Below are 23,567 nucleotides of genomic sequence, written 5' to 3' on the forward strand. Positions count from 1 at the left end.
GATTCCGCTGCGAAAAGGGGCCCGTTATGAGGTGATTCGGCGCTTCAGTAAACGTAACTGCCTGGTATCGCTCCCCCTATCTCCGCAGGCCCGGAAACAGTGGCCCGATGCGCCTGAGCAGCTGACCGCGCGGTTGCTCAGCCGTGAGGTGAACGGCCAGCTGCGCCACGTGCTGACCTCAATGATCGACCCGATGCGCTACCCGTCCGACGATATCGTCGACCTTTATGCGCATCGCTGGGAGATTGAGCTGGGCTACCGGGAAATGAAGCAGTACATGCTGGGGAATCGCCTGACGCTGAGAAGCAAAAAGCCAGACATGGTCCGCCAGGAACTGTGGGGAACGCTGCTGGCGTACAACCTGCTGCGCTTCCAAATGGCACGGATGGCGTACAGCCTGAAAGGAGTGCACCCTTGCCAGCTCAGCTTCAATCAGGCGGCGGGGATGATCATCAAGGAGTTGACGATCTTGCCGGCGGTCTCACCGGGTAAAGTGCCATCTGTTATCAAGGCGATGACAGAGATGGCAGCCACTTTCGTGTTGCCGACAAGGCGAGAGCGGCGTTATCCCCGGGCATTAAAGAGCTGCCCATGCCGCTACCCCGTGAGAAAGAAAAATGCCAGTCAGTTGGCTTAACTGACTGGCATTACGCTTCGGCGGGTTTTTTATTGATTCCTCGCGCGTTACCGGGAACGACTCGAACCTTGAATTGCAACCGGACCGGTTGGGGCAAGGGGAAGAGCCGCCCCGTGTGGTGCGCTGCCCAGGCGATTATCCTCATTCAGTGCAACGGCTTCGCCGGTGGTCGGGACAGGTACTGCTGATTCATTGGTGCCCAAGGGGCTATTGAATCCGCGTGGCACATCCCTATCGAGACATATCGTCAATTGCCACTGTAGCTATGAAAGGGTTGATTCGATTGGTCTTAGCGTTGTCCAGCCAGCCAGCCAGCCAGCCAGCCAGCCAGCTAGCCAGCTAGCCAGCCAGCCGCCAGCCGCCACTGGCGCGTGGGCACTTTGCGAGATGACTCATGGTGGAGAGCCGGTTATGTACCGTTGTGGCGTAGCCCGGCTTGGGTGCATTGCCGCCCTATTTCACGTCTTCGGGTCTGGGGCGGCAGCTGTTATGCGTTGGTTACAGTTGCGGAGTAACTCTGTTCCAAATGTTTCACGTGGAACATTTGAAGCCCGCCTTCATGAGGTTTCTCAGGCTGTAAGTGTTTCACGTGAAACACTGCCAGCCGTGGCACTGACGATACTCTCGATTCTTTCGTCGGCAGTTGTGCCCTGCCGGAGTCGGCGTTAGCTGCGTAATCTGCGCCAAGTGTTGTCTGGCACCTCTTGATGCATCAAGTGAGCGGCGTTTCCGATAGGTCGGAAACAGTTGAGGGCGCTTGGGCTGAATAACGAAACCTTAGCGCTGAAGGTGGCCGGAAAGCCGAGGCTTAACCGCCGGCCAGGTGTGACTTTTAACTGGGTTCCGGACTGCCTATCTACCTGATATGGTTGGGCGACAGCTGCCTGGATCGCTTGCCCGCAGATACTTTTTGACTCTCCATTGTGTTGGCCGCTGGCGGTATTGATGTTGTGCGGCCATGTCGGTCTGTCCAGGCTGTAGCGACGCTGCCCAGGCTACAGGTTGGTTGTCTTGTCGACGGTGGCGGGTGTGCTGTACTTTTGGGGCGGGCTCTATGCGCGCGGTCTACTGTGAGGATGCCGGGCGCGATGTAATCGGCCTGTTGTTCAAATTCGCCGACCGTTATCGGGGGATAACACCATCCGTATGTTGGTGCTTCTTGTTGGTGGGATGCCACAGCCGACCTTTGCGTCCCGCCATCTGGCCTACGCCTTGTTCGAGCGCTGGCGGCCTTCGGGTATGTGCGGGCTGCGCTCTCCTCCTTTGTCGCTTGCGCTGAGCTTGAAGCGATCGCATCAGCTGCCATCTCTTTATTGACGGCATGTGTGGCGACCCGGAGTCTTGCTGATAAGCATGCCGGGGGAGCTATCTGTGTTGGGATCTTGAAATAGCTGCGGAGTAAAAAGGTTCATCTCGGATTGGCAGTAAAGACTTGAACCTGTTGATGGAGCTTTAAGCACCAATTTACAGGCGGTACGTAGTCCGCTCCGCGGGCGACACCACTGGACTAAGCCTGCCTGTCGCGGTCAGAGCCCGCTGCTACGGTGGCCGTGCTCAACCTTGTAGGGTGGGCACGTTTTTTATGCCCACGCGGCGCTTGTTCAGCTGATGCAGATGTTTCCCGCTAAAACACGAAGAATCTAAATAAGTGGTCGCTCGCGGAGCGAGTTGCGATAGCTGTAGTCGCCGGCTGCGAGGGGCAGCGTGGAGGGCCCTGCCTTCAGGGCGGGCGGATTGCGCAACCGGTTGCCGATTGTTGCGAACAGAAAACTGGCAGCTGTCGGTTAAAAATGAAAAAGCCCGCCGGAGTGGCGGGCTTTGTCGTTCGGATGGGCCGTTGATCGGGTCGATCAGGCGCCCAGCACCGAGATATCGGCTACACCGAGGAACTGGCTGCGCAGCTGGGCCAGCAGTGCCAGACGGTTGTTGCGCAGTGCCTCGTCGTCGGCCATCACCATCACTTCGTCGAAGAAGCGGTCGACATCGCCGCGCAGGCTGGCCAGGGACTCCAGCGCCTGGCGGTAGTCACCATCGGCAAAGGCTGCGTCCAGGCTGCCCTGCAGGGCATTAAGAGCGCTGTACAGGGCCTTCTCGGCGTCATCCTGCAGGGCCGCTTCAGAAACGGCGGATTCGTCGGAGACGCCCTGCTTGCTGAGGATGTTGGATACCCGCTTGTTAGCAGCGGCCAGGGCCTCCGCTTCGGCCAGGGTGCGGAAGTGGCTGACCGCCTTGACGCGCTGATCGAAGTCCAGCGGACGGGTCGGACGGACTGCCAGTACCGACAGGAACACGTCGGCCGGGATCCCCTCCTCCTCATACCAGGCGCGGAAGCGGTCCAGCATGAAGTCCAGCACGCTGTCTTCCAGGCCATCGCGGGCCGGCAGGTTGGCGTGGCTGTCGGCGGCGACGCTCAGCAGTTCGCGCAGGTCCAGATTCAGGTTGCGCTCGACGATGATGCGCAGCACGCCCAGCGCGGCGCGGCGAAGTGCGAACGGGTCCTTAGAGCCGGTCGGCGGCTGGTTGATGCCGAACAGGCCGGTCAGGGTGTCGAGCCGGTCGGCGATCGCCACGGCGATGCCCGGCGCGGTCTGCGGCAGTTCGTCGCCGGCGAAGCGCGGCATGTACTGTTCGTTCTGAGCCAGTGCCACCTGTTCGTCCTCGCCGTCGTGCAGCGCGTAATGGTAGCCCATCAGCCCCTGCAGATCGGTGAACTCGTAGACCATATCGGTCATCAGGTCGGTCTTGGCCAGCATGGCTGCACGCTTGGCTTTGGCCGGATCCTCGTTCAGGTCAGCAGCGATCCGCTCGGCCAGTGTGGCGATCCGTACCGCCTTGTCGTGCAGGGTGCCGAGCTCCTGCTGGAACACGATGCTCTTCAGCTTCTCGATACGGGATTCGAGAGTCTGCTTCTTGTCGGTTTCGAAGAAGAAGGCGGCGTCCGCCAGGCGCGGCCGAATCACCTTCTCGTTACCCTCGATCACCTGCTGCGGGTCCTTGGACACGATGTTGGCGATGGTGATGAAGTTCGGCATCAGCTGACCGTTGCTGTCGACCACGTGGAAGTACTTCTGGTGCTCCGCCATCGACGAGATCAGCGCCTCGGCCGGTACCTCCAGGAAGCGCTCTTCAAACCGTCCGGTCAGCGCCACCGGCCATTCGTTCAGCGCGGTGACTTCGTCCAGCAGGTCGTCGTCGATCTGGGCAACACCGTCGATCGCCTGCCCTTCGGCGACGACCTGGTTGCGAATCGACTCGCGGCGCTCGGCGAAGTCGGCAACCACCTTGCCGGTCTCGCGCAGGGTCTCGGCGTACTGCTGCGGCGCGATCAGTTCGATCTCGTGGTTGTAGTGGAAGCGGTGGCCGCGGGTCTTGCGGCCGGCCTTCAGGCCGAGGATCTCGCAATCGACCACTTCGTCGCCGAACAGCATCACCAGCCAGTGTACCGGACGGACGAACTCGACCCGCGACGCGCCCCAGCGCATCCGCTTCGGAATCGGCAATTTGGCCAGCGCGTTGCTGACGATCTCCGGCAGCAGCCCAGACAGCGGAGTGGCTTCGGAGACTTTCTCGAAGGCGACCTTGCCGGATACTTCGCTCAGCTGATCGACGGTAGTGCCGTTCTTCTTGGCGAAGCCTTCCAGCGCCTTGGTCGGTTTGCCGTTGGCGTCGTAGCAGATGTTGATCGGCGGGCCCAGCACGGTGGTGCTGGAGGACGGGATCTCATCGGTCAGCTGTTCGATCAGTACCGCCAGCCGACGCGGCGCGGCGTAGCGCTTTACCGTGGCTGTAGCCAGCAGTGTATCGGCGTCTTTACCCAGGGCTTCGCGGATCCCTTTCAGGATCTCGGCTTCGAACGCCTGGGACAGGCTGTTCAGCGCTTTCGGCGGCAGCTCTTCGGTGCCCAGTTCAACCAGAAAATCGCGGGTGCTCATCACTTCTCCTCCTGACAGGCGGCCAGAACTTCATTGCGCAGTGCTTCCGTAGCCAGCGGGAAGCCGAGTGCCTTGCGGGCATCGAAATAGGCGTGGGCGACCTTACGGGCCAGGGTGCGTACACGCAGGATGTAGCGTTGGCGCTCGGTGACCGAGATGGCGTGACGGGCGTCCAGCAGGTTGAAAGTGTGGGACGCCTTCAAAACCTGCTCGTACGCCGGCAGCGGCAGCGGGGTGTCCAGTGCCAGCAGTTTTTCGCATTCGGACTCGTAGTGATCGAAGTTCTTGAACAGCATCGGTACGTCGGCGTGTTCGAAGTTGTAGGTCGACTGCTCCACCTCGTTCTGATGGAACACGTCGCCGTAGGTCACCTCGGTGCCGTCGGGGTGACGGGCCCAGACCAGGTCGTAAACGGAATCGACGCCCTGCAGATACATGGCGATCCGCTCCAGGCCGTAGGTGATCTCGCCGGTCACCGGGTAGCATTCCAGGCCGCCGGCCTGCTGGAAGTAGGTGAACTGGGTCACTTCCATGCCGTTCAGCCAGACTTCCCAGCCCAGCCCCCAGGCGCCGAGAGTCGGCGATTCCCAGTTGTCTTCGACGAAGCGCACATCGTGGACGCCAAGGTCCAGCCCCATCCGCGCCAGCGAGCCCAGGTACAGCTCCTGCAGGTTGTCCGGAGACGGCTTGATGACCACCTGGAACTGATAATAGTGCTGCAGCCGGTTCGGGTTCTCGCCGTAACGGCCGTCAGTCGGTCGACGACTCGGCTGAACGTAGGCGGAGCGCCAGGTCTCCGGGCCGATGGAACGCAGGAAGGTGGCCGGGTGGAAGGTACCGGCGCCGACTTCCATATCCAGCGGTTGAACAACGACACAGCCCTGCTCTGCCCAATACTCCTGCAGCGCAAGGATCAGTCCCTGAAAAGTACTTACGTCTGGGGAAACCTTGTCAGTCACGGAAATCACCATTACTCATCTGATGTGGCCCGAAAATAAGAGCGGAATTATACACGAAAAGATGACAGGACTGAGGCTTTGTCAGTGTCGCGTGGCTGTGGATAAGGTGTGAAACAGTGTTGATAAGGCGTGAAAAGACGGTAACTGATCCACCGGGCAGTCGATGGCGGTGGATCAGTTTGTGCCGGGCTCAGTAGTCCTGGCAGAGGTACTTGAGGGTTTCGATCACCTGCTCGGTGTTCTCGGCAACCGCATGGGCGGCGGCATCGATCTCCTTCAGCGGATGGGTCAACTCGGCCGGGTGCTCGACAATCAGCGACTTGCCCAGTGCGGCGGCCATGCCGGCGTCGAAGGCGGCGTTCCACTGGCGGTACTTCTCGCCGAACCGAACGATCACGATATCGGCCCGCTTGATGGCGGTCAGATGGCGGATGCTGTTCAGCTTGGCGGCCTTGTGGTCTTTCCAGAACGCTTCGCTTTCGGCGCCCAGCAGGCTATCGCCACAGTCGTCGCTTGAGGCGTGGTCGGTATTCGGTGTCAGGATCTCGACCGGCAGCTGGTGTTCGGCGACGGCGGCTTTGATCCGCTCGCGCCAGTCGCTGTGGATCTCGCCGGACAGGTAAACGGTGTAACGCATAGAACTCTCCTCGTCGACCCGGCCCCCTTGCGGAGGGCCGGGTAAGGTCCAAGTGAGAGCCCAGTATAAGCAGATGAGCGGTTGCCCGACAGGCTGCTAGCGACGCCAGAAAGCGGGGGTAAATAGCACCAGCAGGGTGAACACCTCCAGACGGCCCAGCAACATGGCGAAGCAGAGCACCCACTTGGAGGTGTCGTTGAGGTTGCCGTAATGAGCCGAGACCTCGCCCAGGCCCGGTCCCAGGTTGTTCAGTGTGGCGCCGACTGCCGACCAGGCGGTGACCTGGTCCAGGCCGGTGGCCAGCAGGCCGATCAGCATGATCACGAACACGATCAGATAGACCGAGAAGAAGCCCCAGACCGCTTCCAGCACCTTGTCGGAGATCGCCTTGTCACCCAGCTTGACCGGGATCACCGCATTGGGGTGGACCAGCCGGACGATCTCGCGGTAGCCCTGTTTGAGGATCAGCAGGATGCGGATCACCTTCATGCCGCCGCCGGTGGAGCCGGCACAGCCGCCGGCGAAGGCGGCGACGAACAGCAGGAACGGCAGCATCGCCGGCCAGTGGGCGAAGTCGGCGGTGGCGAAGCCGGTGGTGGTGGCGATCGACACCACCATGAAGGCCGATTTGCGCAGTGCCTGCACCGGCTCGTAGGTGGCGGTCATCACCAGCGCGAACAGCGCGATCAGGGTGATCAGAGCGAGGCTGGTCAGGTAGAACTTGAACTCCGGGTCCTGGAAGTAGTGCCACAGCGAGCGCTGCCGCCAGGCGAAGAAGTGCAGGCCGAAATTGACCGCCGAAATGGTCATGAAGAAGATGCAGATCGCCTCGATGGTCGGCGAGTCGAAGTAGCCGATACTGGCGTCGTGGGTCGAGAAGCCACCGATTGCAACGGTGGAGAAGCTGTGGCCGATGGCATCGAACAGGCTCATACCGGCCAGCCAGTAGCCAAGCGCGCAGGCGACGGTCAGCGACAGGTAGATATACCAGAGTGCCTTGGCGGTTTCGGTGATGCGCGGGGTCAGCTTGGAGTCCTTGACCGGACCGGGCGTTTCCGCCCGGTATAGCTGCATACCACCGATGCCGAGCATCGGCAGGATCGCCACCGCCAACACGATGATCCCCATGCCGCCGAGCCACTGTAGCTGCTGGCGGTAGTACAGGATCGACGGTGGCAGGGTGTCGATGCCGGTAATTACCGTGGCGCCGGTGGTGGTCAGTCCGGACAGCGACTCGAATACGGCGTCCACCACCGTCAGGTGCGGGTTGTCCGACAGCATCAGCGGGAAGGCACCGAACAGCCCCAGCACCGCCCAGAACAGCACTGTGATCAGGAAGCCGTCGCGGGTACGCAGGTCCTGGCGTACCCGGTAGACCGGAATCCACAGGATGAAACCGGTGACCAGGGTTATCACGAAGCCGCCGAAGAACGCCAGGTCGGCGCCGTCGTCGAAAAACAGCGAGATGCCGAGCGGTGGCAGCATGGAGATGCTGAACACCATCAGCAGGATGCCGAGAATACGGAGAATCACCTGATAGTGCATGCGCTCCCTGCCCTTGTCAGAAGAATGTCAGGCCGACCTGGAACAGCCGTTCGACGTCGATGATCCGCTTCTTGTCGACCAGGAACAGGATCACATGATCGCCGTTCTCGACCACCACGTCGTCGTGGGCGATCAGCACCTCCTCGTTGCGGACGATGGCACCGATGGTGCAGCCCGGCGGCAGGTCGATCTGCTCGATCGCCTTGCCGACCACCTTGGAGCTGCGGGTGTCACCGTGGGCCACCGCCTCCAACGCTTCGGCGGCGCCGCGGCGCAGCGAGTGCACGGCGGCAACGTCGCCGCGGCGGACATGGGTCAGCAGCGCGCCGATGGTGGTCTGCTGTGGCGAGATGGCGATATCGATCTCGCCGCCCTGCACCAGATCGACATAGGCCGGGTTGTTGATCAGCGTCATCACCGTGCGCACGCCGAGCCGCTTGGCCAGCATCGAGGCCATGATATTGGCCTCGTCATCGTTGGTCAGGGCGCAGAACACATCGGTGTCTTCGATGTTCTCCTCCAGCAGCAGCTCCTTGTCGGAGGCGCTGCCATGCAACACGATGGTGTTGTTGAGTTGGCGCGCCAGCATGTTGCAGCGCTGGATGCTGCGCTCGATGATCTTGACCTGGAAGTCGTTCTCGATGGAGCCGGCCAGCCGGGCGCCGATATTGCCGCCACCGGCGATGATGATCCGCTTGTAGGGGCGGTCGAGGCGGCGCAGCTCGCTCATCACCGCACGGATATCCTTGGTGGCGGCGATGAAGAATACCTCGTCGTCGGCTTCGATCACCGTGTCGCCCTGTGGGATGATCGGGCTGCCGCGCCGGAAGATCGCCGCCACCCGGGTGTCGACCGACGGCATATGGGCGCGCAGATAGGCGATTTCGCGGCCAACCAGTGGCCCGCCGTAGTATGCCCTGACCGCCACCAGCTGGGCCTTGCCGTCGGCGAAATCCAGTACCTGCAGGGCGCCCGGGTGCTGAATCAGCCGCTTGACGTGGCGGGTGACCAGTTCCTCAGGCGAGATCAGCACGTCGATCGGGATCGCCTTGTCGGCGAAGATCATCTGGTTCTGCTTCAGGTAGTCGTGTTCGCGTACCCGGGCGATCTTGGTGGGGGTGTTGAACAGGGTGTGGGCCACCTGGCAGGCGATCATATTGACCTCGTCCAGGTTGGTTACCGCGATCAGCATGTCGGCGTCCGGCGCGCCGGCCTGCATCAGTACCGAGGGGTAGGAGGCCTTGCCCTCCACGGTGCGGATATCGAGCCGGTCCTGCAGTTCGCGCAGCCGGCCGGTATCGGTATCGATAACGGTGATATCGTTGGCCTCACTGGCCAGGTTCTCCGCGAGGGTACCACCGACCTGCCCCGCACCGAGGATGATGATCTTCATGATCGCGTGTTCAGTCCGCCTGCTCTGTCACTGACTTCTTGGCTTTTTCCAGTACTGCGTAGTAGAAACCGTCGTGCCCGTCCCGCTGTGGCAGCAGTTGGCGCCCGGTGTCGCAAGGCAGCCCCCAGTCGGCCTCGATCGGGCAGTGGCAGGCATCGTCCGTCTGCTTCAGGAAGCGCTGCACCAGCCGTTCGTTCTCCTGCGGGAAGATCGAGCAGGTCGCGTAGACCAGCCGGCCGCCCGGTTTCAGCATCCGCCAGCTGTTGCTAAGCACCGCCAGCTGAAGGTCGGCCAGCGCTTTGATGTCCTCGCTTCGCCGCAGGTATTTTATATCCGGGTTTCTCCGAATGACACCGGTGGCGGAACAGGGCGCGTCGACCAGCACCCGGTCGAACGCTGTTCCGTCCCACCAATCGTCGCTGCTGGCATCGCCGATCACCAGCGCCGCCTGCAGATCGAGCCGTTCCAGGTTCTGCTCGATCCGTTCGGCGCGGCCGGCATCCAGCTCGACGGCGACCGTATCGGCCAGGCCGGATTGCAGCTCCAGCGCATGACACAGCTTGCCGCCCGGTGCGGCACAGGCATCCAGCAAGCGCTGGCCCGGTTCCAGTTGCAGCAGTTCGCCGGCCAGCTGGGCGGCTTCGTCCTGCACTGAGACCAGGCCGTCGTCGAAGCCCGGCAGCACCGATACGTCGCAAGGCTCGGCCAGGGTCAGCCCCTGCTTGGCGAACCGGCAGGGGCGGGCTGCGATGCCGGCTTCCTGCAGCTGCTGCAGATAGTCGTCGCGGCTGATCCGGGCGACATTGACCCGCAGCGTCATCGGTCCGTTGTGGTCGTTCTGTTCGAGGATCTGCTGCCAGTGGTCGGGCCAGTTGTGCTGCAATTTGTCGATCAGCCAGCCGGGATGGTTATAACGGAAGCTTGGTTCCGATTGCAGCTGCTCATACAAGGTATTGCGCTCGCGCTGGTAGCGGCGCTGCACCGCGTTGAGCAGCCCTTTGGCCCAGCCCTTGCCGAGTGTTTCGGCGGCGGCGACGGTCTCGCTGATCGCCGCATGGGGCGGCACCCGCAAGTGTTCGAGCTGGTAGAGGCCGACCCACAATAGCGCCCGCACATCCAGGTCGCGGGCCTTGAACGGCCGTTTCAGCAGCAGTTTGGACAGCGCCGCCAGCTGCGGCTGGTAGCGCATCACGCCGTAGCAGATCGCCTGTAGCAGCGCCCGGTCGCGCGGTTCGCATTGCGCCAGCGCGCTGGCCATCTGGCTCTTCAATGAGCCCTGGTGGTGCAGCAGCGGTGCCAGCGTGCTGGCCGCCAGCGCACGGAGGTTGGTATCGGTTTGGGTCATGCCAGTGTCTGTCCGGCGCTGAAGCGCTCACGGCGGGCGTTCAGCACGTCAGCCGCGGCCATCGCTTTCTTGCCCGGCAGCTGCAGTTGGTTGATCTTCAGGGCGCCCTCACCGCAGCCCACCACGATGCTCTTCTTATCCGACGGCAGAATCTCGCCGGCGCCACCCTGCTGATCCAGCGGCTCGCAGGCCAGCAGTTTGACCGGTTCGCCATCCAGCTGGAAGGTGACCGCCACCCGCGGGCTCAGCGCGCGCACTTTCAGATCGATCTGGCGGGCGCTCTGAGTCCAGTCGATCCGCCCTTCCCGCTTGTCCAGCTTGCTGGCGTACGTGGCCTGGGCGTCGTCCTGCACCTCCGGTGTGATGGTGCCCTGCTCCAGGCCCGGCAGGGTTTCCAGCAGTGCCTGGGCGCCCACTGGCGCCAGCCGCTCGAACAGGCTGGCGGCGGTGTCGCTGTCGTCGATCGGGGTAAATACCTTGTGCAGCATGGCGCCGGTGTCCAGCCCCTCGTCCATCTGCATGATGGTGACGCCGGTTTCGCGATCGCCGGCCAGCATGGCGCGCTCGACCGGTGCTGCACCGCGCCAGCGCGGCAGGATGGAGCCGTGTACGTTGATGCAGCCCAGCCGTGGCGTATCCAGCACCGCCTTGGGCAGCAGCATGCCGTAGGCGACCACCACCATCAGATCGGCATTCAGGGCTTTCAGTTGGGCCTGCTCCGCTTCGTCCTTCAGACTGTGCGGCTGGAACACCGGGATGTCGTGGGCCAGGGCGAGGTCTTTCACCGGTCGCGGTGCCAGCTGGTTCTTGCGCTTACCCTGTCGGTCGGGCTGGGTATAGACGGCGACGATCTGGTGATCGGTGGTCAGTAGCGCCGCCAGGCTGGCGGCAGCGAAGTCCGGGGTTCCGGCAAAGATAATGCGCATCGGCAGGCTCCAGAAATAGAACAGGTTTGCCGTGGCAAACCTGTAGAGGGGGACGCAAAGCTAAGATGCGTAGCGATGCAGCGTTAACATTCGGCTCAGCTTCGCCCGCGAATAATTGCGCCGTCCCCTGTCAGCGATCGTACAATCCGTTCGGTCAGGCGTGAGCCGCTTCGAGACGGTGCTTCTTCTCCAGCTTGGTGCGGATACGGTTCCGCTTCAGCGCCGAGATATGGTCGACGAACAGCTTGCCGTTCAGGTGGTCGATCTCGTGCTGGATGCAGACCGCCAGCAGATCGTCGGCGATGAAGTCGAGGGTGTCGCCGTTGCGGTCCAGCGCCTGTACGCGGATCTTCTGCGGCCGAACCACGTCCTCGAAGAAGCCCGGAACCGACAGGCAGCCTTCCTGGTACTTGTGCGGTTCCTCGTCGAGCACCTCGAATTCGGGGTTGATCAGTACCAGCGGCTCGTTGTGCTCGTCCGACAGGTCGATGGTGAGCACCCGCAGGTGGACATCGATCTGGGTTGCGGCCAAGCCGATGCCGGGGGCGTCGTACATGGTCTCGAACATATCGTCGATCAGAGCGCGGATTTGGTCATCGACAACCTCGACCGGCTTTGCGACAGTACGTAGGCGGGGGTCTGGAAATTCCAGAATATCGCGAATGGCCATAATTCAGTCTTGTAGAATCAGTTACTTGTGTGAATGTTGCCGATGGCAAAAAATAATCAGCGCCCTATTATACTGATTACGGCGCTCATTGCATTGCCATAGGCTTTGACCGTCAAGGGCCCCGGCGGTTTCAGAGGCTGTCGCAAAACGACAGCGCTAGGTGATACGGCGTTTAAAAAATCGGTTCACCTTTTTTGCGCGCAACGTATTGTGACTGCCTCTTATAGCGCAACTTGGATATTGAAGGATCTTGCGATGAGAGGATGGCTTTGTGGAGTGCTGGCACTCTGGCTGCTCGGCAGTACCCCGGCGATGGCCGAGGTACGCAAGGACCGCATTCAACTGAAGGACAACCACCCGCAGGAATATGTGGTGGTCAAGGGCGATACCCTGTGGGATATCTCCGCCCGTTTTCTGCAGACGCCCTGGCGCTGGCCGGACGTCTGGAGCTGGAACCCACAGATCGACAACCCCCACCTGATCTACCCCGGTGACCGGATCTACCTGACCTGGGTGGACGGCAAGCCGCAGCTGCGGCTGCAACGCGGCATGCGCAAGCTGAGCCCGAAGGCCCGGGTAACACCGCTGGAGCGGGCGATCCCGACCATCCCGTTGCGGGAGATCGTCAGTTTCCTGAATAACAACCGGGTCGAGACCGACGAAAAGGTCAAGCATGCCCCCTATGTGCTGGCCGGTACCGATCAACGGATCCTGGCCGGTGCGGGTGACCGGGTCTATGTGCGTGGCGAGTTGATCAGCGACGTGCCGCGCCAGGCGCTTTACCGACCGTCCGAGGAGTACCGTGATCCGCTGACGGACGAACTGCTCGGCTACGAACTGCTGAAGGTGGCCGATGGCACCGTCGCGGCGCAACAGGATGACGTGGTCAGCGTCGACCTGACCGGCAGCGAACGCGAGGTTCGGGTGATGGACCGGCTGCTGCCGGTGGAGGAGAGCCGGGTCGAGGCGGTATTCCATCCGGCACCGATGCCGGCACTGGAGAACGGTCGGCTGCTGTCGGTGCTGGGTGGCGTTAACGATGGTGGTCAGTTCGACGTGGTGGCACTGAACAAGGGGCTGCGTGAAGGCCTGGAGCCGGGCCACGTGGCGGCGATTTACCGCAGCGGCGAGCAGATCGTCGATCCGGTGACCAATGACCTGGTACAGCTGCCGTCCGAGCGCTCCGGTCTGCTGATGGTGTTCCGAGTATTCGACAAGGTCAGCTACGGGTTGGTACTGGAAAGTAGCAACGTGGTGTCGGTCGGCGACGAGTTCCGAGTTCCCGATTGAGCCGGCGTTTGTCGGGTTCGGCTAATGAGAGCCAGGGCCGAGCCCCGTGTACGTATCCAGCAAGCTTGAGAATCCGCTTTAAATAAAGCTTAAGAAAAAGCTTAAAAAAGACAGGGACGACAACCATGACGGAAGATCCAACGGATTGGATAGCCGTCGCCGCATTGCCGAAGGTCGGTCCGGCCAGCCTCTGCCAGCTGTGGCAGCAGGACTGGACGCCGGCCCGGCTGCTGGCGGCGAGCGACAGTACTCTCAAGGCGATCGGCCTGCCGGCAACGGCCCGAGCTGCCATTGCCCAGTTCCAGCTCGGCCAGGGGCCGCTGCGTCAGCGGATCGATCAGCTGCAGGCCTGGCTGGCGGCGGGCGACGACCGCCACCTGCTGACCTTTTCCGACCCCGCCTACCCCAGCCTTTTGCAACAGATTCCCGATCCGCCACCGTTGCTGCTATTGCGCGGCGACCCGACCGCCCTGTCGCTGCCGCAGCTGGCGGTGGTCGGCAGTCGTCACGCTACCCGCCAGGGGCTGCGCAGTGCCGCCGCCTTCGCCCGCGAGCTCAGTGCAGCCGGTTTCGTCATCACCAGTGGCATGGCCTTGGGGGTCGATGGCGCCGCCCACCAGGCGGTGGTCGAGCGCGGCGGTCGGACGGTTGCAGTGTTCGGCACCGGACCGGACCTTATCTACCCCGCCAGGCATCGCGGCCTGGCCGAGCGGATTCTGGCTGAAGGTGGTGTGTTGGTGTCCGAGTTCTGGCCCGGTACGCCGCCGAAGGGCGGCCACTTTCCGCGCCGCAACCGGATCATCAGCGGGCTCTGCGCCGGGGTGCTGGTGGTGGAGGCGGCGCCACGCAGCGGCTCGCTGATTACCGCGAGATTGGCACTGGAATACAACCGCGAACTGTTCGCCATTCCCGGCACCATTCACAATCCGCTCAGCCAGGGCTGTCACGGATTGATCCGCGATGGCGCGACGCTGGTGCAGAGCACCGCCGATATCGTCGAGCCGCTGGCGTCGCTGCTGGGTCACTGCGCCGAGGCTGCTGAGGCCTCATCTCGCGCCATTGCTGAGCCAATGTCGCTGAGTAACATCGAGTTGCGGCTGCTGAACTTGATGGAGCATGAACAGCTGAGCCTGGATCAGCTCTGTGCGCTCAGCGGCTTGCCGGTCGCGGAGTTGGGGCCGTTGCTGACGGGGCTGGAGTTGAAAGGGGCGGTGGAGGCTGCGGGTAGCGGCTATCAGCGTGTTGTTGAACTACCCTGATGGAACCCCGCAGACGCTATCACATAGCCTTTGTGTGGTTGCAAGCGGACGGCTGAATGTTTAATGTTCAGCCCATCTTTTTAACTGCAATAAAACCGCAATAGGGTTGCTTAAAATGTCCACGCCTTTTGTCGCTATTCTGATGGGTTCCGATTCCGACCTGCCGGTCATGAAAACCGCTGCTGAGGTCCTGAAATCCCTGAACGTCGAGTTCGAAATGAAGGTCAGCTCCGCTCACCGTACGCCGGTGCAGACCCACGACTACGTCAAGGATGCCGATGCCCGTGGTGCCGTGGCTTTCATCTGCGCCGCCGGTATGGCTGCTCACCTGGCCGGTGCGGTCGCTGCCAACACCACCAAGCCGGTAATCGGTGTGCCGATCAACTCCTCCCTGGACGGTCTGGATGCACTGCTGTCCACCGTACAGATGCCGGGCGGTATTCCGGTTGCCACTGTGGCGATCGGTAAAGCCGGTGCCAAGAACGCCGCTTACCTGGCCGCTCAGATCCTGGCGGTGAAAGACGACGCCCTGGCTCAGCGTCTGAAGGATGAGCGTCAGGCCAACACCGAGGCGGTGATCGCCAAGGATGCCGCTTTGCAGGAACAGCTGAAGAACGGCGAGATCTGATCTACCGATGAACGGATGGCATACAAGGCGCGCAGTCGAAACCCTGCGTCAGGGCGGTGTTATCGCCTACCCCACCGAAGCGGTCTGGGGGCTGGGGTGTGATCCGTTCAACGAGCACGCCGTGGCTCGTATCCTCAAGATGAAGCGCCGGCCGGTCGAAAAGGGTTTGATCCTGGTGGCCGGCGCCCTTTCACAGATTCAGTTTCTGCTCGACCCCTTGACCGAGCAGCAACGCGCCACCCTGCGTGCCAGCTGGCCGGGGCCGGTCACCTTCCTGATTCCCGACCTGCTCGATCAGGTGCCCCACTGGGTTAAGGGCGAACATGACTCAGTGGCCGTACGGGTCAGTCAGCATCCGCTGATCCGGGATGTTAGTAAACACTTCGACGGGCCGATTGTTTCGACCTCCGCTAACCCGGCAGGTAAAGAACCTGCGCGGGATAGATTGAAAGTGAATCTTTACTTCCGGTCCGAAGTGGACACTATCGTGCCGGGTGACCTGGGTGATCAGGCGCAACCGAGCCAGATCCGCGATCTGCGCAGCGGGCGCATTCTGCGCAGTTGAGTTTCAGCGGGTATTGCCAAGCGTCCTGGCAAAGCCGTCGTCCCCTTTTCCCCGTTATCATCCGCTTATGTAGAATAGCGACTCGGCGCTCGTTCGAGCTTGCTGCGGGGTAACTGGCACTCCGGCGGCGCAGGCCTGATATCGGAGAGTGCCCGGGCAAGGCTGCAGCCTTGAATATCTTTTTTTGACTATGGGAGAAACGGCCATGTCGGCACCGGATATTGCAGCGGTTAAAAGCTATCTGCTCGACCTGCAGGATCGCATCTGCGCGGCGTTGGAAGCGATGGACGGCAGTGCCCGCTTCGTCGAGGATGCCTGGCAGCGGGAACAGGGTGGCGGCGGCCGCACCCGGGTGATCAGCGACGGTGCGGTATTTGAGAAAGGTGGCGTCAACTTCTCCCATGTGTTCGGCGATCAGCTGCCGGGCTCGGCCAGTGCCCACCGGCCGGAACTGGCCGGTCGCAGCTTCCAGGCGATGGGCGTATCGCTGGTGATCCACCCGAAAAATCCCTACGTGCCGACCTCCCACGCCAATGTCCGTTTCTTCATCGCCGAAAAAGAGGGTGAGCAACCGGTCTGGTGGTTCGGCGGCGGTTTCGACCTGACACCCTACTACGGCAACGATGAGGATTGCCGTCACTGGCACCAGGTTGCCAAGCAGGCCTGCGATCCGTTTGGCGAAGAGGTTTACCCGCGCCTGAAACAGTGGTGCGACGACTATTTCTACCTGAAGCACCGCGACGAGCCGCGCGGTATCGGCGGTCTGTTCTTCGACGATCTCAATGAGGGCGGCTTCGAGCACAGCTTCGGCCTGATGCGCTCGATCGGCGATGCCTATATCCCGGCCTACCAGCCGATCGTCGAGCGCCGCAAGGATCAGACCTATGGCGAGCGTCAGCGCGACTTCCAGCTGCACCGCCGCGGCCGCTACGTGGAGTTCAACCTGGTCTACGACCGCGGCACCCTGTTCGGTCTGCAGTCCGGTGGCCGTACCGAGTCGATCCTGATGTCGCTGCCGCCGGAGGTGCGCTGGTCCTACGACTGGCGTCCGGATCCGGGCAGCGAAGAGGCGGTATTGTACGACCGTTACCTGAAGCCGCGTGACTGGCTGGAGGTGTGAGATGACCGACCGGTACGCGGTATTCGGTAACCCGATCAAGCACTCCAAGTCGCCGCAGATCCATGCCGCGTTTGCCCGCCAGACCGGGCAGGCACTGGAATATACAGCGGTCTGTGTCGCCGAGGACGGCTTCGAGCCGGCGGTCGAACAGTTTCTGCAGGGTGACGGCAAGGGGCTCAATATCACCATCCCGTTCAAGCAGCAGGCCTGGACATTGGCGGGGCAACGTTCCGAACGCGCCGAGCTGGCCGGTGCGGTGAACACCCTCTATCGTGACCAGGCCGGCCAGCTGTGCGGCGACAATACCGACGGTGTCGGCATGGTGCGCGATATCGTCGATAACCATGGCGGCACTATCGCCGGCAAACGGGTGCTGGTACTGGGCGCCGGCGGTGCGGTGCGTGGTGTACTGCAGCCGTTGCTGGCCCAGCAGCCGGCCAGCCTGGTGATTGCCAACCGCACGCTGGCCCGTGCCGAACAGCTGGTGGAACTGTTCCAGCCGCACACCGATGTTGCCCTGCAAGCGGTCGGCTTCGACCAACTGGCGGGCCTGCACATCGACCTGCTGATCAACGGTACCGCGGCCAGCCTGCAGGGCGAAGTACCGCCGCTGCCGGATGAGCTGCTGGCCGAGGGCGCCTGGTGCTACGACATGATGTACGGCGCCGAGCCGACCGCCTTCTGTCGCTGGGCACAGCAGCATGGTGCGACGGTATGCCTGGATGGCCTGGGCATGCTGGTGGAGCAGGCTGCCGAGTCTTTTACCCTGTGGCGTGGGATTCGCCCGGACACCGCCCCGGTGATTACCGATCTGCGTCGCCAGCTGTCTGATAAATAACCTTAACTGATTGATTTCATACGCATCCCCTGCCGCTATGCGGTTGCGGGTGACCGATGGCGGGGGTATAACAAGAGCTATGAAGTTCGCCCCGCCGGGGCGATCCCGCCCGAGGGGATAGCGTATGGACAAGCACACCCAACTCGATCCGGCTGCGCTCTATTGCATCTGCGAGCCGGAACTTCTGCCCTTCAAGACCACTGCCACGCTGGAGCCCTTCACCGGATTTTTCGGCCAGCAGCGGGCGATCGATGCGATGCAGTTCGGCATCGGCATGCAGCGGCCCGGCTATAACATGTTCGTGATGGGCAATCCCCACACCGGCCGGTTCTCGTTCGCGATGGAGAACCTGAAGTCCTACGCCAAGAAGGCGCGCAAGCCACAGGACTGGCTCTACCTCAACAACCTGGAAGACGATCGCTATCCGATTGCGATCAGTCTGCCGGCGGGACGTGCACTCCATTTCAACCGTGATATCCGCCAGCTGCTGGATGCGATCTTCAGTGAACTGCCGGCGGCGTTCGAAAATCCCGCCTATCAGCGTCGTAAGGCGCAGGTCGAGCGGGTGTTCAACCGCCAGTACGACCAGGCGATCGAGAAGGTTGAACGGCGGGCCCGCGACAAGAGCATCGCGGTTTACCGCGACGCCAGCAGTATCGGCTTCACCCCGGTGGCCGAGGGGCAGGCGATGGATGAGGCGGCCTTTTCCCAGTTGCCGGAGGAGTTGCGCGACACCTTCTCGCGCAACATCGCCGAGCTGGAGGAGTTTCTCAACGACTGCCTGACCGAGATGCCGCAGTGGCGCCGCGAGGCGGCCCAGAAGATGAAACAGCTGAATCGGGAGACCGCCCGCCAGGCGGTGACGCCGGTGATCCAGCCGCTGAAGGATAAGTACGCCAACTTGGCGGGGGTGGTGGATTACCTGCAGAAGCTGGAAAGCTCGGTGGTCAATCGGGCCGAGGAACTGGTCGGCGACGATAAGATGCTGGAGTCGACCACCGATGCCGGCCGCCGCAAGCTGCTGGAAGAGATCTACGGCGCCAACCTGCTGGTCGACAACGCCAAGGTCAAGGGGGCGCCGCTGGTCTACGAGGCCCACCCCAGCTACGAGAACCTGTTCGGCCGGATCGAATACGCCACCGAGATGGGCTCGCTGGTCACCTCGCACAAGCTGATCCGGCCCGGCGCGCTGCACCGGGCCAACGGTGGTTACCTGGTGCTGGAAGCGGAGAAGCTGCTTGAGCAGCCGTTCGTCTACGGCGCCCTGAAACGGGCGCTGAAGTCCCACGAAATCCGCATCGAGAGCCCGGCCAGCGAGTATACCGGGGTCAGCACCATCACCCTGAATCCGCAGCCGATCCAGCTGAAGGTCAAGGTGGTGCTGGTCGGCTCGCGCGATATCTACTACCTGCTGCAGGAGATGGATCACGACTTCGAGAAGATGTTCCGGGTGGTGGTCGACTTCGATGAGGACGTCAAGCGCACGCCGCAGGCGGTGCGCCACTATGCCCGGCTGATGAAAACCCTGGCCGACGAGGAGGGGTTGGCGCCGCTGACTCGGCGGGCGGTGGCCCGACTGGTGGAACACAGCTCGCGGCTGGCGGAGGACCAGGAGCTGATCTCGGCCCATGTCGGCGAGCTGGTCGATCTGCTCTGCGAGGCGGATTACAAGCGCCGCCAGGAGGAGGATCAGCTGATCAACGTCGACCATGTCGAGGAGGCGCTGGCGGCCAAGGAGGCGCGTACCGGCCGGCTGGCCGAGAAAATCCTCGACAATATCCTCAACCAGACGGTGCTGATCGATACCGACGGCGAGGCGGTCGGCAAGTCCAACGGTCTGACCGTGTTACAGGTCGGCGATGTCAACTTCGGTACCCCGGCGCGGATCACCGCCACCGTCCACCCGGGTAACAAGGGGATCGTCGATATCGAGCGCGAGGTCACCCTGGGCCAGCCGATCCATTCCAAGGGGGTGTTGATCCTGTCCGGTTACCTGGGCCACAAATACACCCGCGAGTTCCCGCTGACCCTGTCGGCCAGCATCGCACTGGAGCAGTCCTACGGTTATGTCGATGGCGACAGCGCCTCGCTGGCCGAGGTCTGCACGCTGATCTCGGCACTGACCGGCTTCCCGATTCTGCAGCAATATTCCGTCACCGGCTCGATCAACCAGTACGGCGAGGTGCAGGCGATCGGCGGCGTCAACGAGAAGATCGAGGGCTTCTACCGGCTCTGCGAAGCGCGCGGCCTGACCGGCTCTCAGGGGGTGATCGTACCCAAGGCCAACGTGCGTAACCTGATGCTGAAGCGGGAGGTGGTGGAAGCGGTGGAACAGGGGCTGTTCCAGGTCCACGCGGTGTCGACCGTCGACCAGTGCCTGGAGCTGCTGACCGGCCGCAAGGCCGGCGAACTGCGTGCCGACGGCAGCTTCCCGCAGCGCAGTATCAACCACAAGGCGGTGCTGCGACTGCGCGAGATCGCCAAGGCCAAGGCCTGATTTTTGGTTCTTCGCGCTTTAGCGGGAAGTATCTACGCCGGATGAACAAGCGGTGCGTGGGTACAAAAAACGTGCCCACCCTACATGACTGATTTTTAATTTTGCCAGGTACACCGAGTACTCCCCCATAGCAGCGGCGGCGCTGCTATAGGGGAATACGCTTTGTAGCAGCTCGCTGCCCAGGCCATAACCGCTATTGCGGCCGGAGCCCGCTGCTACAGAAGGGACGCATTGTCGCAGCCCGATGGGTATGCCCCTTGGGTATCATGGGTGACCGAATCCCCCCTATCCTGCCTATATCCTGTTCATCCTGCCTTTATTAACAGCTGCGCGGGCGGAACTATTCTGCCAGAAAGCTGTGGATAGCCTGGGGGATATCGAGGATAAGTGAGCTGTAAGATGATGGGGTGTAGGTGGAATACTGTTTATTTGTGGATAACTCTGTGTGTTATGTGTGTAACTGCTCTGGGTAGGCCTCGTATAACCGGGTATAACTGCTTATCGGCAACCTGCACGGTTATCGAGCGATACCGATAACTGATTGGCCGGTTGGGGACGGGCTCGCTAGAGTGCTTTGACCACCTGTCGGAGAACGTGCTGTGAAGATCGAGGCTGCCCCACCGGAACATCCTGGCAACGCGCCTGTTACGGAGCCCCCTTCCGTCGGTATCCTGATGCTGGAAACCAACTTCCCGCGCATCCCCGGCGATATCGGCCATGCCGCCAGCTGGGATTTTCCGGTGCGCTACCGGATGGTCAGCGGCGCCAGCGCCGAACGGGTGGTGCAGCAGGGTGCCCAGGGGCTGCTGAGCGCCTTTATCGCGGCAGGCAACGTATTGGTGGCCGAGGGGGTGGCCGGTATCGCCACCAGTTGCGGCTTCCTGTCGATCTTTCAGCAACGGATCGCCGCGGAGCTGCCGGTGCCGGTGGCCACTTCGTCGCTGCTGCAGGGGCCGCTGATCCAGGCCCTGCTGCCGATCGGCAAGCGGGTCGGCATCCTGACCTTCTCCGCGCAATGTTTAACCGGGCAACACCTGGCCGCGGCCGGCATCCCGGCGGATGCGCCGGTGGTCGGGCTGGACGATAGCCTGGCATTCTACCCGGCGATCGCCGAGGACCGGGCGGAGCTGGATGTGGCCCAGGCCGAGCGGGATATGCTGGCCGCCGCCAACCAGCTGGTTCGCCGCTATCCGGAGGTCGGTGCGATTCTGCTGGAGTGTACCAATATGGCACCCTATTCGGCTGCCATCGCACGTACAACCGGGCTGCCGGTGTACGATGTGGTCAATTTTATCCACTGGTTTCATAGCGGCTTGCGGCCGCGGCGCTTTCGATAATCGCTGACGGAGTCCGCTGGCCAGCGTGATTTTGAGTACCGGGTGCTTTGGCATTTTCCCGCCAGCCGATTAATCTGCCTGCAACTGATGATGGAGCGTTGCAATGAGATTGATGATGTCACTGCTGGCGGGTCTGCTGATGGCTACCATGGCCTCCGCCGCAGATCACCGGGAGCCGGCCGACCGGGTGCTGCTCGGTGGCCTGATCTATACCGCCGATGGGCGGGACAGCCGTCAGCAGGCGGTGGCGATCCGTGACGGCAAGCTGGTCTATGTCGGCAGTGATGTCGGTGCCGAGGCTTATATCGGTGTGGATACAGCGGTGATCGAGCTGGATGGCCGGATGGTGATGCCGGGCATCCACGACAGCCATGTCCATGCGCTGGAGGGTGGCAGCGAGGTCGGCGGCAACTGCTGGCTCAGGCCGCAAACGCGTATCGAGGATTACCGCGCCGAGCTGCGCCGCTGTGCCAAGCGGCGATTGGGCACCGACTGGGTGCTGGCCTACGGCCATCAGCTGGAAACCCTGCTGGCGGCCGAGGAGGACCCGGTCACCCTGTTGGACCGGATGGTCAGCGACCGGCCGGTGGCTATCATGGAGCAGAGTTCCCACTCCGCCTGGGTCAACAGCAAGGCGTTGGCGCTGGCCGGCATCGACCGGGATACGGCCGATCCGCAGGGCGGCATCATCCTGCGTAACGAGGCCGGACAGCCGAACGGCATTCTGCTGGAGGTCGCCGCCGAGCAGGTGTTCGAACTGGCCCATCGGCCCAATCCGGAGGCGGCCGAGCTGAACTACCGGGGCCTGCTGGAGACCCTGGATCAGGTCGCCGCCAATGGTATCACCGCGTTCTGCGATGCCCGGGTGTATTGGCAGCGCGGCTGGCTGGAGGTCTGGCAACGCGCCGAGCGGGAGCGACAGCTCAATGCGCGGGTCAATCTGGGGCTCTGGGCCTACCCGGACCTGGATGACGGTCTGCAGCTGCGCACCCTGAAGAAACTCTACCGGCGCGATCCGAACAGCCTGCTGCAGGTCAACCAGATCAAGATCTACAGTGACGGCATCATCCACAACACCAGCGCAGCGCTGCTGGCGCCTTATGATAAAAGCCTGCCGCAGCTGCCAGCGCGTGGCTTGAACTACTTCAGCCAGCAACGCTTGCAGCGATATGTCGCGGAGCTGGGCGCGGCGGGGTTCGATTTCCATATCCATGCGATCGGCGATCGCGGTGTGCATGAATCGCTCAATGCCATCGAGCAGGCCCGGTCGCAGGGGCCCCAGCAGGGCCGTCGCCACCGGCTGACCCACGTCGAGCTGATCGACGACGCCGACCTGCCCCGCTTCGCCCAACTGAAGGTAATCGCCGATATGCAGGTGGCCGGCGCTTTCACCCTGCCCGGCAATGCCCACTGGCAGGCCCCCTATATCGGCCAGCGCGCCTATCGCAGCTACCGGCTGAAGGATCTACACGATGCCGGCGCGCATGTGGTGTTGAGCAGCGACTGGACGGTCAGCCCGCTGTCGCCGTTCCTGGGCATCCAGCGCGCCCTGCAGCGGGGCGCGCAGAGCATCAGCCTGAGCCAGGCGTTGCGGGCCTACACCATCAACGCCGCCTACCTGATGCAGCAGGAGCAGGTCACCGGCTCGCTGGAGGTCGGCAAGGCGGCCGACCTGATCGTACTGGATCGCAACCTGTTCGAAACCCCGGTCGAGCGGATCAGCCAGACCCGGGTATTGCTGACGCTGCTGGCCGGCGAAGAAACCTGGCGGGCGGACGGCTTTTGAGTCAGGCCGCCCGGTAGTGGTGCCGTTCGTGCACGGCCGCCAGCGGGCGCGGAACGCACGGCTCTGCTATGCCCTGCGGCGTGCGTGCCGGCTGGCGAGGAACCAAAAAAAACGCCCGCCCGGTACTTGCCGGGCGGGCGTTTCTGCTTGGTCAGGATGACGCGGCGTTGGTCTTGCATAGGGTTCCACCCGCCGGACATGGC

At 62.5% G+C, this 23,567-nt stretch carries 18 protein-coding genes; 10 read left to right on the forward strand and 8 right to left on the reverse strand.

All coding sequences use genetic code 11. The features are described 5' to 3' along the window. The coding region (locus K6T12_RS14030) for a transposase (RefSeq protein WP_222223501.1) at positions 1-637 on the forward strand (637 nt) is incomplete at its 5' end. A gap of 1,850 nt (positions 638-2,487) precedes the next feature. Here the strand turns inward: K6T12_RS14030 and glyS are convergent. The 8 genes from glyS to def all read right to left on the reverse strand — a co-directional run bounded on the left by glyS (position 2,488) and on the right by def (position 12,044). Beyond that, a complete protein-coding gene (glyS, locus tag K6T12_RS14035; RefSeq protein ID WP_222223502.1) occupies positions 2,488-4,569 on the reverse strand; it encodes a glycine--tRNA ligase subunit beta in 2,082 nt (693 codons plus the stop codon). After that, entirely contained in the window at positions 4,569-5,540 is a 972-nt protein-coding gene (glyQ, locus tag K6T12_RS14040) for a glycine--tRNA ligase subunit alpha (RefSeq protein ID WP_222223503.1), read from the reverse strand. The genes glyS and glyQ overlap by 1 nt, the downstream gene beginning before the upstream one ends. 178 nt (positions 5,541-5,718) lie before the next feature. Continuing rightward, on the reverse strand, positions 5,719-6,165 hold the full coding sequence (locus tag K6T12_RS14045) for a YtoQ family protein (protein ID WP_222223504.1): 447 nt from the start codon (positions 6,163-6,165) through the stop codon (positions 5,719-5,721). Between the two features lie 96 nt (positions 6,166-6,261). Beyond that, on the reverse strand, positions 6,262-7,710 hold the full coding sequence (locus K6T12_RS14050; protein WP_222223505.1) for a TrkH family potassium uptake protein: 1,449 nt from the start codon (positions 7,708-7,710) through the stop codon (positions 6,262-6,264). 16 nt (positions 7,711-7,726) lie between these two features. Then, positions 7,727-9,103, reverse strand: coding sequence for a Trk system potassium transporter TrkA (trkA, locus tag K6T12_RS14055; protein ID WP_222223506.1), 1,377 nt, complete (start codon positions 9,101-9,103; stop codon positions 7,727-7,729). Positions 9,104-9,113: 10 nt separating this feature from the next. After that, the gene (gene rsmB / locus K6T12_RS14060; RefSeq protein WP_222223507.1) at positions 9,114-10,448 is read right to left on the reverse strand and encodes a 16S rRNA (cytosine(967)-C(5))-methyltransferase RsmB; all 1,335 of its coding nucleotides are present in this window, start codon (positions 10,446-10,448) and stop codon (positions 9,114-9,116) included. After that, positions 10,445-11,374 (reverse strand): methionyl-tRNA formyltransferase, encoded by a 930-nt coding sequence (fmt, locus tag K6T12_RS14065; RefSeq protein WP_222223508.1) that lies wholly within the window; start codon positions 11,372-11,374, stop codon positions 10,445-10,447. The genes rsmB and fmt overlap by 4 nt, the downstream gene beginning before the upstream one ends. Before the next feature lie 154 nt (positions 11,375-11,528). Beyond that, complete coding sequence (gene def, locus K6T12_RS14070) at positions 11,529-12,044, reverse strand: peptide deformylase (protein WP_222223509.1); 516 nt, start codon at positions 12,042-12,044, stop codon at positions 11,529-11,531. 255 nt (positions 12,045-12,299) lie between these two features. On the opposite strand from def, the gene K6T12_RS14075 reads away from it, so the two are divergent. The 9 genes from K6T12_RS14075 to K6T12_RS14115 all read left to right on the forward strand — a co-directional run bounded on the left by K6T12_RS14075 (position 12,300) and on the right by K6T12_RS14115 (position 23,364). Further along, positions 12,300-13,334 (forward strand): LysM peptidoglycan-binding domain-containing protein, encoded by a 1,035-nt coding sequence (locus tag K6T12_RS14075; RefSeq protein ID WP_222223510.1) that lies wholly within the window; start codon positions 12,300-12,302, stop codon positions 13,332-13,334. Positions 13,335-13,459: 125 nt separating this feature from the next. After that, positions 13,460-14,593, forward strand: a complete 1,134-nt coding sequence (dprA, locus tag K6T12_RS14080) for a DNA-processing protein DprA (protein WP_222223511.1) — start codon at positions 13,460-13,462, stop codon at positions 14,591-14,593. Between the two features lie 115 nt (positions 14,594-14,708). Further along, a complete protein-coding gene (gene purE / locus K6T12_RS14085) occupies positions 14,709-15,221 on the forward strand; it encodes a 5-(carboxyamino)imidazole ribonucleotide mutase (RefSeq protein WP_222223512.1) in 513 nt (170 codons plus the stop codon). A 7-nt stretch (positions 15,222-15,228) separates the two neighbouring features. Beyond that, complete coding sequence (locus tag K6T12_RS14090; RefSeq protein ID WP_222223513.1) at positions 15,229-15,786, forward strand: L-threonylcarbamoyladenylate synthase; 558 nt, start codon at positions 15,229-15,231, stop codon at positions 15,784-15,786. Between the two features lie 205 nt (positions 15,787-15,991). Further along, positions 15,992-16,906 (forward strand): oxygen-dependent coproporphyrinogen oxidase, encoded by a 915-nt coding sequence (gene hemF / locus K6T12_RS14095; protein WP_222223514.1) that lies wholly within the window; start codon positions 15,992-15,994, stop codon positions 16,904-16,906. A 1-nt stretch (position 16,907) separates the two neighbouring features. Continuing rightward, a complete protein-coding gene (gene aroE, locus K6T12_RS14100; RefSeq protein WP_222223515.1) occupies positions 16,908-17,744 on the forward strand; it encodes a shikimate dehydrogenase in 837 nt (278 codons plus the stop codon). A 124-nt stretch (positions 17,745-17,868) separates the two neighbouring features. Continuing rightward, positions 17,869-20,241: a Lon protease family protein gene (locus tag K6T12_RS14105; protein WP_222223516.1), complete on the forward strand. Its 2,373-nt coding sequence runs from the start codon at positions 17,869-17,871 to the stop codon at positions 20,239-20,241. 599 nt (positions 20,242-20,840) lie between these two features. Then, a complete protein-coding gene (locus K6T12_RS14110) occupies positions 20,841-21,578 on the forward strand; it encodes an aspartate/glutamate racemase family protein (protein ID WP_315853608.1) in 738 nt (245 codons plus the stop codon). A gap of 103 nt (positions 21,579-21,681) precedes the next feature. Continuing rightward, entirely contained in the window at positions 21,682-23,364 is a 1,683-nt protein-coding gene (locus K6T12_RS14115; RefSeq protein ID WP_222223518.1) for an amidohydrolase, read from the forward strand. Positions 23,365-23,567: the final 203 nt, after the last annotated feature.

Origin of the sequence: Marinobacterium arenosum (genome assembly GCF_019795155.1) — a bacterium.
GTDB classification, from domain to species: domain Bacteria; phylum Pseudomonadota; class Gammaproteobacteria; order Pseudomonadales; family Balneatricaceae; genus Marinobacterium_C; species Marinobacterium_C arenosum.

What these genes read in the sequence shown, in the direction of transcription:
- glyS (WP_222223502.1), bottom strand. Translation starts at nt 4,569, where the DNA reads ATGAGCACCCGCGATTTTCTGGTTGAACTGGGCACCGAAGAGCTGCCG.
- glyQ (WP_222223503.1), bottom strand. Translation starts at nt 5,540, where the DNA reads ATGGTGATTTCCGTGACTGACAAGGTTTCCCCAGACGTAAGTACTTTT.
- def (WP_222223509.1), bottom strand. Translation starts at nt 12,044, where the DNA reads ATGGCCATTCGCGATATTCTGGAATTTCCAGACCCCCGCCTACGTACT.
- K6T12_RS14105 (WP_222223516.1), top strand. Translation starts at nt 17,869, where the DNA reads ATGGACAAGCACACCCAACTCGATCCGGCTGCGCTCTATTGCATCTGC.
- aroE (WP_222223515.1), top strand. Translation starts at nt 16,908, where the DNA reads ATGACCGACCGGTACGCGGTATTCGGTAACCCGATCAAGCACTCCAAG.
- K6T12_RS14090 (WP_222223513.1), top strand. Translation starts at nt 15,229, where the DNA reads ATGAACGGATGGCATACAAGGCGCGCAGTCGAAACCCTGCGTCAGGGC.
- rsmB (WP_222223507.1), bottom strand. Translation starts at nt 10,448, where the DNA reads ATGACCCAAACCGATACCAACCTCCGTGCGCTGGCGGCCAGCACGCTG.
- K6T12_RS14075 (WP_222223510.1), top strand. Translation starts at nt 12,300, where the DNA reads ATGAGAGGATGGCTTTGTGGAGTGCTGGCACTCTGGCTGCTCGGCAGT.
- purE (WP_222223512.1), top strand. Translation starts at nt 14,709, where the DNA reads ATGTCCACGCCTTTTGTCGCTATTCTGATGGGTTCCGATTCCGACCTG.
- hemF (WP_222223514.1), top strand. Translation starts at nt 15,992, where the DNA reads ATGTCGGCACCGGATATTGCAGCGGTTAAAAGCTATCTGCTCGACCTG.
- dprA (WP_222223511.1), top strand. Translation starts at nt 13,460, where the DNA reads ATGACGGAAGATCCAACGGATTGGATAGCCGTCGCCGCATTGCCGAAG.
- K6T12_RS14045 (WP_222223504.1), bottom strand. Translation starts at nt 6,165, where the DNA reads ATGCGTTACACCGTTTACCTGTCCGGCGAGATCCACAGCGACTGGCGC.
- K6T12_RS14050 (WP_222223505.1), bottom strand. Translation starts at nt 7,710, where the DNA reads ATGCACTATCAGGTGATTCTCCGTATTCTCGGCATCCTGCTGATGGTG.
- trkA (WP_222223506.1), bottom strand. Translation starts at nt 9,103, where the DNA reads ATGAAGATCATCATCCTCGGTGCGGGGCAGGTCGGTGGTACCCTCGCG.
- fmt (WP_222223508.1), bottom strand. Translation starts at nt 11,374, where the DNA reads ATGCGCATTATCTTTGCCGGAACCCCGGACTTCGCTGCCGCCAGCCTG.
- K6T12_RS14115 (WP_222223518.1), top strand. Translation starts at nt 21,682, where the DNA reads ATGAGATTGATGATGTCACTGCTGGCGGGTCTGCTGATGGCTACCATG.